Annotated in this window: 7 protein-coding genes; 3 read left to right on the plus strand and 4 right to left on the minus strand. The window is 69.6% G+C overall.

The window, feature by feature from the left end:
- Window positions 1-94 precede the first annotated feature (94 nt).
- Window positions 95-5,032 carry an NAD-glutamate dehydrogenase gene (locus AQJ67_RS23505; RefSeq protein WP_062721028.1) on the minus strand — a complete coding sequence of 1,646 codons (4,938 nt, stop codon included), beginning with the start codon at window positions 5,030-5,032 and terminating at the stop codon, window positions 95-97.
- An 899-nt stretch (window positions 5,033-5,931) separates the two neighbouring features.
- On the opposite strand from AQJ67_RS23505, the gene AQJ67_RS23510 reads away from it, so the two are divergent.
- Window positions 5,932-6,498 (plus strand): DJ-1/PfpI family protein, encoded by a 567-nt coding sequence (locus AQJ67_RS23510; protein ID WP_062721029.1) that lies wholly within the window; start codon window positions 5,932-5,934, stop codon window positions 6,496-6,498.
- Between the two features lie 129 nt (window positions 6,499-6,627).
- Here the strand turns inward: AQJ67_RS23510 and AQJ67_RS23515 are convergent, their stop codons facing one another.
- On the minus strand, window positions 6,628-7,293 hold the full coding sequence (locus AQJ67_RS23515; protein WP_062721083.1) for an HAD family hydrolase: 666 nt from the start codon (window positions 7,291-7,293) through the stop codon (window positions 6,628-6,630).
- Between the two features lie 87 nt (window positions 7,294-7,380).
- Complete coding sequence (locus AQJ67_RS23520) at window positions 7,381-7,896, minus strand: DUF6912 family protein (RefSeq protein ID WP_062721030.1); 516 nt, start codon at window positions 7,894-7,896, stop codon at window positions 7,381-7,383.
- Window positions 7,897-8,228: 332 nt separating this feature from the next.
- Between AQJ67_RS23520 and AQJ67_RS23525 the strand changes: the two genes are divergently transcribed.
- Entirely contained in the window at window positions 8,229-8,846 is a 618-nt protein-coding gene (locus AQJ67_RS23525) for an Rv3235 family protein (RefSeq protein WP_062721031.1), read from the plus strand.
- Window positions 8,847-9,030: 184 nt separating this feature from the next.
- Here the strand turns inward: AQJ67_RS23525 and secA are convergent, their stop codons facing one another.
- Window positions 9,031-11,880: a preprotein translocase subunit SecA gene (secA, locus tag AQJ67_RS23530; RefSeq protein ID WP_062721032.1), complete on the minus strand. Its 2,850-nt coding sequence runs from the start codon at window positions 11,878-11,880 to the stop codon at window positions 9,031-9,033.
- A gap of 270 nt (window positions 11,881-12,150) precedes the next feature.
- On the opposite strand from secA, the gene AQJ67_RS23535 reads away from it, so the two are divergent.
- Entirely contained in the window at window positions 12,151-12,738 is a 588-nt protein-coding gene (locus tag AQJ67_RS23535) for a GNAT family N-acetyltransferase (protein WP_062721033.1), read from the plus strand.
- Window positions 12,739-12,782 lie beyond the last annotated feature (44 nt).

Genomic DNA, 12,782 nt, shown 5'->3' on the forward strand with positions numbered 1-12,782 from the left:
CGAAATGTACGAGCGCCCCGGACTGCGAGAGTCCGGGGCGCCTGATATCCGTACGGCCGGAAAGGCGTCACCGCCTACCGTCCCGTCGTACCGCCTACGTGTGCGACCGCAGCAGCGTCCGCATGGTCCGCATCGCCACCGACAGGTTGGCCAGGTCGAACGCCTCCGACCCCTGGATCTCCTCAAGCGTGGTCCGCGCCCGCCCCAGGATCGCCGCGTTCTTCTGCTCCCACGCCTTGAACCGCTGCTCGGGCGTCGCGGTGCCGTTGCCGGCCGCCAGGACGTCCGAGGTCAGGGCCGCGTGGGCGGCGTAGAGGTCCTCGCGGATGGAGGCGCGGGCCATGGACTGCCAGCGGTCCGCGCGGGGCAGCTCGATGATGCGGTCCATGAGCTGGGTGATCCGCAGCCGGTCGGCGAGGTCGTAGTAGACCTCGGCGACGTCCATCGGGTCCTTGCCCACGCGGTCGGCCACCGAGACGATGTCCAGCGTCGGGAAGGCGGAGGAGAAGCCGGCCACCCGGGTGGCCAGTTCGGCCGGGACGCCGGCGCCGGTCAGCTCGTCGTAGATCTGCTGGTACCACTCCAGGTCCGCGCCCTTGAGCAGCTTCGGCAGCTCCGACCAGACCTGCTCGACGCGGTCGGCGAAGAAGTCGACGGTGTCGGCGAGTTCCAGCGGCTGCGGCCGGTTGTTGAGCAGCCAGCGTGTGCCGCGCTCGACGAGGCGGCGCGAGTGCAGCCGGATCCGGGTCTGGACGACGGCGTCGACCTTGTTGTCGAGCGCCTCGACCGCGTCCCACACGACCGCCGAGCGGAAGATCGCGCGGGCCACGGTCTGCGCCCGGACGATCTCCTCCAGCGAGGCACCGGTCTCCTCGCGCAGCCGGTGCAGATACGTCGTACCGCCCGTGTTGACCGTGTCGTTGACCAGCACGGTCGTGGTGATCTCACGGCGCAGCGGGTGGCTGACCAGGTACTCCGGGAACTGTTCGCGCAGCGCCGTCGGGAAGTAGGCGTGCAGCAGGGTGCTCAAGTACGGGTCGTCGGGCAGCGAGGTGTGCAGCAGCTCGTCGGCGACCGTGATCTTCGTGTACGCCAGCAGGACGGCCGTCTCCGGACCGGTCAGGCCGTGGCCGGAGCCGAGGCGTTCGCGGATCTGGCGGTCGGTGGGCAGGAACTCCAGCGCACGGTCCAGGTGCCCCTCCCTGACCAGGTGCTTCATGAAGCGCTGCTGGGCGTGGAGCATGTCCTTGGACTGGGCCAGGGCGTTGGCGATGGCCGTGTTCTGGGCGTAGTTGTTGCGCAGGACCAGACGGCCGACCTCGTCGGTCATCTCGGCGAGCAGCTTGTTGCGCTGCTTGACCGTCATGTCGCCCTCGGAGACCAGGGCGCCCAGCAGGATCTTGATGTTCACCTCGTGGTCGGAGGTGTCCACGCCCGCGCTGTTGTCGATGGCGTCGGTGTTGATCCGGCCGCCCTGCAGCGCGAACTCGATCCGGCCGAGCTGGGTCAGACCGAGGTTGCCGCCCTCGCCGACGACCCGGACGCGCAGGTCGGCGCCGTCGACGCGGATGGCGTCGTTGGCCTTGTCGCCGACGTCCGCGTGGGTCTCGGTGGACGCCTTGACGTACGTACCGATGCCGCCGTTCCACAGGAGGTCCACCGGCGCCTTGAGGATGGCCTTCATCAGCTCGGCCGGCGTCATCTTGGCGACCTTGCCCTCGATGCCGAGGGCCTCGCGGATGTGCGCGTTGACCGGGATCGCCTTGGCAGTGCGCGGGAAGACACCGCCACCGGTCGAGATCAGCTCGGTGTCGTAGTCCTCCCAGCTGGAGCGGGGCAGCTCGAAGACGCGGCGGCGCTCGGCGTAGGAGGTGGCCGCGTCGGGCTTCGGGTCGATGAAGATGTGCCGGTGGTCGAAGGCGGCGACCAGGCGGATGTGCTCGCTGAGCAGCATGCCGTTGCCGAAGACGTCACCGGACATGTCACCGATGCCGACGACCGTGAAGTCCTCGCTCTGGGTGTCCACGCCCAGCTCGCGGAAGTGCCGCTTGACGGACTCCCAGGCGCCGCGGGCGGTGATGCCCATGCCCTTGTGGTCGTAGCCGGCCGAGCCGCCGGAGGCGAAGGCGTCCCCGAGCCAGAAGTTGTACTGCTCGGCGACCCCGTTGGCGATGTCGGAGAAGGTCGCGGTGCCCTTGTCGGCGGCGACGACGAGGTAGGTGTCGTCCTCGTCGTGCCGGACGACGTCCTGCGGCGGCACGACCTCGCCGGCGACCATGTTGTCGGTGATGTCGAGCAGCGCCGAGATGAACGTCTTGTACGACGCCACGCCCTCGGCGAGCCACGCGTCCCGGTCCACGCTCGGGTCGGGCAGCTGCTTGGCGACGAAGCCGCCCTTGGCGCCGACCGGCACGATGACGGTGTTCTTCACCATCTGCGCCTTGACCAGGCCGAGGATCTCGGTACGGAAGTCCTCACGCCGGTCGGACCAGCGCAGACCACCTCGCGCGACCTTGCCGAAGCGCAGGTGGACGCCCTCGACGCGCGGCGAGTAGACCCAGATCTCGAACGCCGGGCGCGGCGCGGGCAGATCGGGGATGGCCTGCGGGTCGAACTTCATGGAGACGTAGTCGTGGTGCTTGCCGCCCGCCGCCTCCTGGAAGAAGTTCGTGCGCAGCGTGGCCTTGATGACGGTGAGGAAGGACCGCAGGATCCGGTCCTCGTCGAGGCTCGCGACCTGGTCGAGCGCCGCGTCGACCTCTTCGAGCAGCGCGTCCACGATCTCCCGGCCGGCGGACTGGCGGTCCGGCGACATCCGCGCCTCGAACAGGGAGACGAGGAGGCGGGTGGTGTGGACGTTGTTGCGGAGGGTGTCCTCCATGTAGTCCTGCGAGAAGGTGGAGCCGGCCTGGCGCAGGTACTTCGCGTACGCCCGCAGCACCATCGCCTGCCGCCAGGTCAGCCCGGCGCTCAGCACGAGGGCGTTGAAGCCGTCGTTCTCCGCCTTGCCGGTCCAGGTCGCGGCGAAGGCCTCCGAGAACCGCTCGCGCGCGTCGTCACCGAGGTAGTCCCCGGCGCCGCCCGCCGTCTTGGGCATGCGCAGACCGAAGTCGTAGATCCAGGCGACGCTGCGGTCGGAGCAGCGCAGCTCGTACGGCCGCTCGTCCACGACCTCGACGCCGAGCCGGGTGAGGACCGGCAGGACGGCGGACAGGGAGACGGCCGCGCCCTTGCGGTAGATCTTGAACCGGCGCTCCTCGGGGGAGGCGCCGACCGGCTCGTACAGGCTCAGCGAGAAGTTGTTCTCCTCGGTGAGCTGCTCGATGTGGACCAGGTCGGAGACCGCGGAGCGCGGGGTGTGGTCGGCCTTGTAGCCCTCGGGGAAGGCGCCCGAGTAGCGGCGCAGCAGCTCGGCGGCGCGCTCCTCGCCGAGTTCGGCGTTCAGCGCGTCAGCGAAGCCGTCGGCCCAGGAGCGGGCGGCCTCGACGAGGCGCGCCTCGATGCGCTCCTTGTCCTGGTCGCTGAGCTGCGGCAGCTCGGTGCCCTGCGGGACCCGGACGACGAAGTGCAGCCGGGAGAGGATCGACTCGGTGTTCCAGGCGGTGAAGTCGACGCTGGTGCCGTCGAGCTCTTCCTTCAGGATGTCGATGATCCGCAGCCGGACGCCGGTGGTGTAGCGGTCGCGCGGGAGGTAGACGAGGGCCGAGTAGTAGCGGCCGTACTCGTCCTGGCGGAGATAGAGGCGCAGTCGGCGGCGTTCCTGCAGGTAGAGCACGGAGGTGGCGATGTGCTGGAGCTCGTCGACCGGCGTCTGGAAGAGCTCGTCGCGCGGGTAGGTCTCCAGGATCTGGAGCAGGTCGCGGCCGTCGTGACTGTTGGGCGAGAACCCGGCGGCCTCCAGCACCTCGTCCACCTTGCGCCGGATGACGGGCACCCGGCGGACGGACTCGGTGTAGGCGGCCGAGGAGAACAGCCCCAGGTAGCGGCGCTCGCCGACGACCTCGCCGTTCTCGTCGAACTTCTTCACGCCGACGTAGTCGAGATACGAGGGCCGGTGCACGGTCGCCCGGCTGTTGGCCTTGGTGAGGACGAGCAGCTTGTGCTCGCGGGCCTTGGCGCGGGCGTCGGCGGGCAGCCGCTCGAAGGAGGGGCTGACGGGGTGGCTGTCGCCCTCGGAGTGGTGCGGGTCGGCGCGCAGGATGCCGAGCCCGGTGCCCGGCACGGCGGCCAGCGAGTCGTCCCCGCGCAGCTCGTACTCGCGGTAGCCCAGGAAGGTGAAGTGGTCGTCCGCCAGCCAGCGCAGCAGCTCGCGGGCCTCCTCGAACTCCTGCTCCCGCAGGTCGGAATGGGGCTCCTGGACCAGCTCGTCGGCCATGCGCACGGCCAGGTCCCGCATCTTGCTCCAGTCCTCGACGGCCTCTCGGACGTCGGACAGGACGCGCAGCAGGTCTGCGGTGATCTGCTTCAGGTCACCGCGGTCGGTCTCCCGGTCGAACTCGACGTGGATCCAGGACTCGGTGTGCGTGTCGTGCGGCTGCTCGTCCGCGGGCGCCGCGGTGAGCACCTCGATGAGCTTGCCGGTGACATCACGCCGGACGAAGACCTGGGGGTGGATCACCACATGGATGCCGCGTCCCTGCCGGGTCAGCTCGTTGGTGACGGAGTCGACCAGGAAGGGCATGTCGTCGGTGACGACCTCGACGACGGAGTGGCTGCACGTCCAGCCGTTCTCCTCCACGGTGGGCGTGTGCACCCGCACGTTGGCCGTGCCCTGGGGGCGGTTCTCGGCCAGCCGGTAGTGCGAGAAGGCGGCTCCGAAGATGTCGACCGGATCGCGGTCGCCCAGGTCCTCCGGGGCGGTGTGCAGGTAGTAGCGCTGGAGGAACGAGAGCACGGTGTCGTGGTCCGGGGTGCCGGGGCTGCTCTCGTCCGTCGTCCCGGTCGGTAGGTACCCCCCGACCGGGCTGTTCTCAGCTACCCGGGCGGCCCTCTCGAGCAGCTCGGCCTTGGCTTCGTCCAGCTTGGTCTGCATTGTCCTCTGGCTCCTGTCGCGCGCCGTTGCGTGACGTAGAAGGAAGTACGGTCTCTTCCCCTCCGGTGTAACGCCGTGACGCGGGGTGTCCGGTCTGCTTCGACGCTATGCCGCGAGGTGAGATGAGCGGGGATATATGAGCCAATCTTGAGCTGCCCACGGGGTGTGACGCTGCTCTCTGCGACGTCCGGGCCCGGGGTGTGAATGACGTCCCGGGGGCCCTTACGCCCCCCTCCCGCCCGCGAAGACCAGCGACCGCCGCCCGGCCACGGATGTCGTCCGTGCTGCCCGGGCGCTGGGCAGGGGCAACACTGCCCCCGCGAGCTATCGCGCTGATCACGCCACTAAGGCTATCGCTCCTTACAGGGGGCCCGTCATGAGCCGTATGTGTACAAAACCGGGGGTGGAACTTTGACGTTCTGCACAGGGGCAAACGGGGCGCGCAGGGCGTAACTGGCGGGGCGGGACACGGAGGGGGAGGCTGGGATGTGGGCCGCCCCCGGGGCACGAACAGGAAACCGAGGCAGAACCACGCCCTCGGGAGACGCGCCGTGTCCGAAAACAACCGCGCCCAGACTCGTCGGGTCCACGGCCGCTGTGCACCCTCCGGGAGACCCACGGCCGGGGCAACGTCACCCACCCAGCCCCAGCCTGCGGGCAGTCGTGCCGCTGGGGCGGCACGGGTGGGCGCAGGCGGCACCCCGTAAGCGCCGGGCCGCGCGACCCACCCTGCCTCAGCCGCAACGCCGGGCACCCACCGACCACCAGCAACGGAATCCCCCCTCCCGGCGCCCCCCAAGCCGCCGCCCCCCTTGGCAAACCCCCGCCCCCGAGGCACGTTGCCCCTGAGCCCCGACGGAGTCGCAACACACCCCGGCCAAAAGAGGAGCGCACCCGACATGACAGCGAAAATCCTCATCGTCACCGGCGACGCCGCAGAGTCACTGGAGGTCCTCTACCCCTACCAGCGCCTCCGCGAAGAGGGCTACGACGTCCACATCGCCGCCCCCACCCGCAAGCAGCTCCAGTTCGTCGTCCACGACTTCGAGCCCGGCTTCGACACCTACACCGAGAAACCCGGCTACACCTGGCCCGCCGACCTCGCCTTCTCCGAAGTGGACCCCGGCGACTACGCCGCCGTGGTCATCCCCGGCGGCCGAGCCCCCGAGTACCTCCGCAACGACCCCGAACTCCGCAAGATCCTCAAGTCGTTCTTCGACTCCGACAAGCCGGTCGCCCAGATCTGCCACGGCCCCCTGCTCACCGCGGCGATCGACAGCCTCCGCGGCCGCCGCGTCACGGCGTACCCCGCCCTGGAACTCGACATGCAGGCAGCCGGCGCCACCTTCCAGGACTCCGAGGCGGTGGTCGACGGCACCCTGGTCTCCTCACGCGCCTGGCCGGACCACTCCAGCTGGATGCGCGAGTTCCTGACGGTACTGAGGGCGAAGGCACCGGTGACGTAACCGGAGCCGACGCAGTCGACGCAGTCGCAAACCCAGGCCGACTTCACTGCCGGGCACCATCGGACCGTGCCCGGCACCGGCACCGGCACCGGCGCCGGCACCGGCGGCACCCAGCCCTGGGCCGCTCGCCTAAGCCGCCAACCGCTCCGCCTCCGCGACCGCCTCCCCCAACGTGTCCACCACCGGCACCCCCACCTCCTCAAGGCTCGCCCGGCTGTGCGACCCCCCGGTGTAGAGCACGGCCCGCGCCCCCACATGCAGCGCCGCCACCGCGTCGTCGGCCGCGTCCCCGATCACCACCGTGCGCGCGGGGTCCACGCTCACGAGCGCCGCGATGTGCCGCACCATGTGCTCGGCCTTGCTGCCCCCGGACGGCCCGGTCCGCCCGTCGACGCGTATGAAGTGCTCCTCGATCCCGAACCCCCGCACCAGCGGCACGAGTTCGTCATGCCCGTACATGCTGAGGATCGACTGACTGCGCCCCGCCGACCGCCACTCCACGAGCAGCTGCGAAACACCCTCGGTGAGCCCGCACCTCACCCGGTGCTCGGTGTAGTACCGGTGGAAGGTCTCGTCCATGACCTCCCACTCGGCATCGGTCGGCAGCCGCCCCAGCAACCGCTCGTAGAACTTCGGCACCGGCACGCAGTACAGCGCCCGGTACTGCTCCATCGTGATCGGGTCGAGTCCCAGCTCGCCGAACGCCGCGTTCGTCGCCCCGATGATCGCGTCGTTGTCGTGGAACAGGGTCCCGTTCCAGTCCCAGACGATGTGTGCCCCTACCTGCTTCCCCATGCCAAAAACCGTACCCGCCACCACTGACAATCAAGAGAACGGCAGGTCAACGAGGCGGGGACATCGGCACGGGCACGGGCACGGGGATCAGCCCGTCGGCTCCACCAGGTTCGGGATCTCCTGGGTGGCGTACCAGAGCAGCTCGTGGTCCTCGGCCCCGTCCACGACGAACTGCGCGTCGTCGTCCCCGCCGTCCGCCGCGGCCAGCGCCTCCGCGGCCGCCGCCACATCCGCCTCCGCGTCGCCCGAGTCGACGTGCACGGCGGCGGCCTTGGCCAGCGCCACGCCCTTGGCGATCCGCACCTCGCCCAGCGCCGCCGGGTCCAGCCCCCGGTCCGGGTCGGCGACAGCAGCCCCGTCGGGCACGTCGACGGCGACCACGACCCGGCGCCGTGCCGCGGCGCCGTCCGCCGCCAGCAGCCGCAGCGAGGCGAGCGCGGCCCGGTTCAGCGCCGCGTACTCCAACTCCTCGATGTCGTCGGAGAGGTACCACTCGCGCAACGCGGGCGTGACGGCGTACGCGACGAGCGGCCCGGCCCCCAGTTCGCCCGTCTTGTACGCCTCGGCGAGACCGGGGAGCGTCAGGGGGACGTAGACGCGCATGACTGACCGCTTTCGTACTCGAGAGGCTCCACAAGGACCCGGAGAGGAGAGGGCGGCCCCGCCCCTTCCGGAGGGCCTTCAGGATACGTGCGGGCGTCCCCTTTCGAGTCCCCTTCACCCCCTCGCCCGGCGTCCACCCCGATCCACGGATTCACCCGGTACCGGCCCGCCACCACGGCCTTCCGCACGTTCGCGTCACCCAGATAAGTGAAGATTCCGCCCGCCGGATCGGGATCCCCGCTTCCTTGCTTCCGCGGCCCGGAAGGCCGTACAAGATCACCAACCTCGAAGTTACTGACCGGTATCCACCGGACCCACCGAACGGGGACCCCATGAACAAGGTCATGACCAGGACCCAGCAACGCCCCGGCACCCGCCCGCCGAGCCGCCGCGACACCCGCCGCCCCGGCGGCGCCCCGCCCCGCACACCGACCGGCGGCACATCCCGTACGGCGCCTTCCGGCGGCCGCCCACCCGGCTCACCCAGCACGCAGGGCCCCCACGCCCGCACCAGCCCCACCGACACCCGCCCGCCCACCGCTCCCACCCAGCCGCGAGCGACCGTGCCGCCCGCGAACGAAGCCCCCCTCTGCGGGCACGCCGTCCCCCAGCCCCGCCCCACCGACGTCTTCGCCGACCGCCTGGTCCTCGTCCTGAGCGGCCAACGCCCCGTCCACTCGATGCTCCGCCACACCGCCGGCCGCGCCTACGACGAACTCGCCCGGCTGGCGGAACGCGGCCCCCTGCGCACCCGAGGCGCCCGCCCCGTCGTCCGCGACATCGGCTACTTCGAACCCCGCACGGGTGCCATCGAGGCCTTCGCCCGGATCGGCGCCGGCGACCAGCTGCGCGCCATGGCGTTCCGCCTGGAACAGGGCGGCGACCTGCGCTGGCGCTGCACGGCGGTGGAACTGGGCGGCCCGCGCAGGCCACGTACGGACGACGACTGACCTCGGCTGACCCGCGAGCGCCGCCGGTCCGCCCGGGCCCGCTGAGGGCCCGGGCGGACCAGGGCCTTCTGGCAGGCCCCAGAGGCCCTCAGAACCCCGGCAGGGAAGCACGCAAGCCGAAGGGCCGGGCCCCCAGAGGAGACCCGGCCCTTCCAGCCGCTACGACGCCGCGATCACGCCGGCGCTACTTCTTACGGCGGCGCCCACCGCGGGCCTGCTTGCGCCGCTCCGCGCGCGTGAGGCCGTCGGCCTCGGAGCGCACCGGCTCGTCGCCGTTGTCGAAGTCGCCCTCGACGATGTCGCCCTCGCCGTCGACCTTCGGGGCGGTGTAGTGCAGCCGGTCCGGGCGGCGCGGAGCTTCGAGGCCCTTGGCGCGGATCTCGGGACGGGCACCCGCCTGCGCCGGCACCGCGTCCTTCTTCTCCAGGTCGGCCACCGGCTTGGTGTCCTCGACCGGGACCTCCTCGACCTGCTGCTCGACCTGGACCTCCAGATTGAACAGGTAGCCGACGGACTCCTCCTTGATGCCCTCCATCATGGCGGTGAACATGTCGAAGCCCTCGCGCTGGTACTCGACCAGCGGGTCCTTCTGCGCCATCGCGCGCAGGCCGATGCCCTCCTGGAGGTAGTCCATCTCGTAGAGGTGCTCGCGCCACTTGCGGTCCAGGACCGACAGCACGACCCGGCGCTCCAGCTCACGCATGATCTCGGAGCCGAGCTGCGCCTCCCGCGACGCGTACTGCTCGTGGATGTCGTCCTTGATGGACTCGGAGAGGAACTCGGCGGTCAGTCCGGCCCGGTCGCCGGCCGCCTCCTCCAGCTCGTCGACGGTGACCTTCACCGGGTAGAGCTGCTTGAACGCGCCCCACAGCCTCTCCAGGTCCCAGTCCTCCGGGAAGCCCTCGGCGGTCTCCGCGCCGACGTAGGCGTCGATGGTGTCGTCCATGAAGTGCTGCACCTGCTCGTGCAGGTCCTCGCCCTCCAGGACGCGGCGCCGCTCGCCGTAGATGACCTCGCGCTGGCGGTTGAGGACCTCGTCGTACTTCAGGACGTTCTTACGGGTCTCGAAGTTCTGCTGCTCGACCTGCGACTGGGCGGACGCAATCGCGCGCGTGACCATCTTGTTCTCGATCGGCACATCATCCGGCACGTTCGCCATGGACATCACGCGCTCGACCATCTGGGCCTTGAAGAGCCGCATCAGGTCGTCACCGAGGGACAGGTAGAAGCGGGACTCGCCCGGGTCGCCCTGACGGCCGGAACGACCGCGCAGCTGGTTGTCGATACGGCGCGACTCGTGCCGCTCGGTACCGAGGACGTAGAGGCCGCCGAGGTCCTTGACCTCCTCGAACTCGGCCTTGACCGCCTGCGCGGCCTTCTCCAGGGCGGCGGGCAGGGCCGCGGCCCACTCCTCGATGTGCTCCTCGGGGTCGAGACCGCGCTGACGCAGCTCGGCCTCGGCGAGGTCCTCGGGGTTGCCGCCGAGCTTGATGTCCGTGCCGCGACCGGCCATGTTGGTGGCGACGGTGACGGCGCCCTTGCGGCCGGCCTGGGCGACGATGATCGCCTCACGGTCGTGCTGCTTGGCGTTCAGCACCTCGTGCTGCACACCGCGCTTGGAGAGCTGCTGCGACAGGTACTCGGACTTCTCGACCGACGTCGTACCGACGAGGATCGGCTGGCCCTTCTCGTGCTTCTCGACGATGTCGTCGACGACCGCCTCGAACTTCGCGACCTCGGTGCGGTAGATCAGGTCCGACTGGTCCTTGCGGATCATCGGCCGGTTCGTCGGGATCGGGACCACGCCGAGCTTGTAGATCTGGTGGAACTCGGCGGCCTCGGTCATCGCCGTACCGGTCATGCCGCAGAGGCCGGGCTGTTCCTTCTCGTTGTGGTCGTAGCGCTTGTAGAGGCGGAAGAAGTTCTGCAGGGTGATCGTGGCGAGGGTCTGGTTCTCGTCCTTGATGTCCACCCCTTCCTTCGCCTCGATCGCCTGGTGCATGCCCTCGTTGTAGCGGCGGCCGGCGAGGATACGGCCGGTGTGCTCGTCGACGATCATGACCTCGCCGTCGATGACGACGTAGTCCTTGTCCTTCTTGAAGAGCTCCTTCGCCTTGATGGCGTTGTTCAGGTAGCCCACCAGAGGTGTGTTCACCGACTCGTAGAGGTTGTCGATGCCCAGCCAGTCCTCGACCTTGGCGACACCGGACTCGTGGATGGCGACCGTGCGCTTCTTCTCGTCGACGTCGTAGTCGCCGGTCTCCTCGAGGCCCTTGAGCGGGTTGCCGGCCTCGCCCTTCTTCAGGCGGATGACCAGCTTGGCGAAGTCGCCGTACCACTTGGTGGCCTGGTCGGCCGGGCCGGAGATGATCAGCGGCGTACGGGCCTCGTCGACGAGGATGGAGTCGACCTCGTCGACGATGGCGAAGTTGTGGCCGCGCTGGACGAGTTCGTCCTGGGACCACGCCATGTTGTCGCGCAGGTAGTCGAAGCCGAACTCGTTGTTCGTGCCGTAGGTGATGTCGCACGCGTACTGCTCGCGACGCTGGGCCGGCGTCATGTTGGCGAGGATGCAGCCGACGTTCAGGCCCAGGAACTTGTGGACGCGACCCATCATCTCGGAGTCGCGCTCGGCCAGGTAGTCGTTGACCGTGATCAGGTGCACGCCCTTGCCGGACAGCGCGTTCAGATAAGCGGGCAGCGTGCCGACGAGGGTCTTGCCCTCACCGGTCTTCATCTCGGCCACATAGCCGAGGTGCAGGGCCGCGCCACCCATGATCTGGACGTCGTAGTGACGCTGTCCGAGAACGCGCTTGGCGGCCTCGCGGACGGTGGCGAAGGCCTCGGGCAACAGGTCGTCCAGGCTCTCACCGTCTACGTAGCGCTGCTTGTACTCATCGGTGAGTGCCCTCAGCTCGGCGTCGGAGAGGTCGACGAAGTCCTCTTCGATGGAGTTGACCTGGTCCGCGATGCGGTGCAGCTTGCGCAGGATCTTGCCTTCGCCTGCACGCATGATCTTCGAGAGGACGGACACGGGGGTTGGTCTCCTTGCCGGTCGGGCCTGGGACGGTCGGTTTCCATTTGACTTGACTGAGCAACGGCCATCGTATGCGAGGACCCCGCCGCGTCGGGAGCCTGCCGTGGACGCCGAACGTCAGCTGCTTCAAATCTCCGTCAAAGGGACAACGGCCGGGGGTCGCGGATGGTGCCGCGTTCCGCCAACGAATTGTGCGAAATGCGTTCGCGCGCTCACACACCGCATAAGGGATGGCGCTTGCTACGGCACCCCGAGCAGAATCGGCCGATGGAACCCGTCACGCTCTCCACCGGCCGCCTCCTCATGCGCACGGTCGGCCCGAAGGACACCCATACCGTGTACGAGGCCGCCCAGGACCCCGACATCCAGCGCTGGACGGCGATCCCCTCGCCCTATCTGTACGAACACGCCCAGAGCTTCACGGAACAGCTGGCCCCCGACGGCTGGGCCAACGGTTCGATGTTCACCTGGGGCCTCTTCCTCCCCGAAGGGGAGGAACTGGTGGGCATGCTCGGCCTCACGATGCGTTCCATGAGCAGCGCCGAGATCGGTTTCTGGGGCACGAAAGAACACCGCGGCAACGGCTACGTCACGGAGGCCGTCCTCGCCGCCTCCCGCTGGGCCTTCGTCCACCTGTCGATCGACCGCGTGGAATGGCGCGCGGAGGTCGGCAACACCCCGTCCCGCGCCGTGGCGGTCCGCACCGGCTTCACCCTGGAGGGCACCCTCCGCTCCGCCCTGATCCACCAGGGCGTACGCCGAGACTGCTGGCTGGGCTCCCTGCTCCCCTCGGACCTGGGCCTACCGTCGACGGCACCGTATCTGCCCGCACCCACCAGCCCGTCCGGCGTTTGAGGACGAGGCCCTTTCGGGGCCGACAGCGGGGGTCTGGGGGCCGC

This window comes from Streptomyces caeruleatus (assembly GCF_001514235.1).
Taxonomy (GTDB): domain Bacteria; phylum Actinomycetota; class Actinomycetes; order Streptomycetales; family Streptomycetaceae; genus Streptomyces; species Streptomyces caeruleatus.

What these genes read in the sequence shown, in the direction of transcription:
- AQJ67_RS23510 (WP_062721029.1), top strand. Translation starts at nt 5,932, where the DNA reads ATGACAGCGAAAATCCTCATCGTCACCGGCGACGCCGCAGAGTCACTG.
- AQJ67_RS23505 (WP_062721028.1), bottom strand. Translation starts at nt 5,032, where the DNA reads ATGCAGACCAAGCTGGACGAAGCCAAGGCCGAGCTGCTCGAGAGGGCC.
- AQJ67_RS23535 (WP_062721033.1), top strand. Translation starts at nt 12,151, where the DNA reads ATGGAACCCGTCACGCTCTCCACCGGCCGCCTCCTCATGCGCACGGTC.
- AQJ67_RS23525 (WP_062721031.1), top strand. Translation starts at nt 8,229, where the DNA reads ATGAACAAGGTCATGACCAGGACCCAGCAACGCCCCGGCACCCGCCCG.
- AQJ67_RS23515 (WP_062721083.1), bottom strand. Translation starts at nt 7,293, where the DNA reads ATGGGGAAGCAGGTAGGGGCACACATCGTCTGGGACTGGAACGGGACC.
- AQJ67_RS23520 (WP_062721030.1), bottom strand. Translation starts at nt 7,896, where the DNA reads ATGCGCGTCTACGTCCCCCTGACGCTCCCCGGTCTCGCCGAGGCGTAC.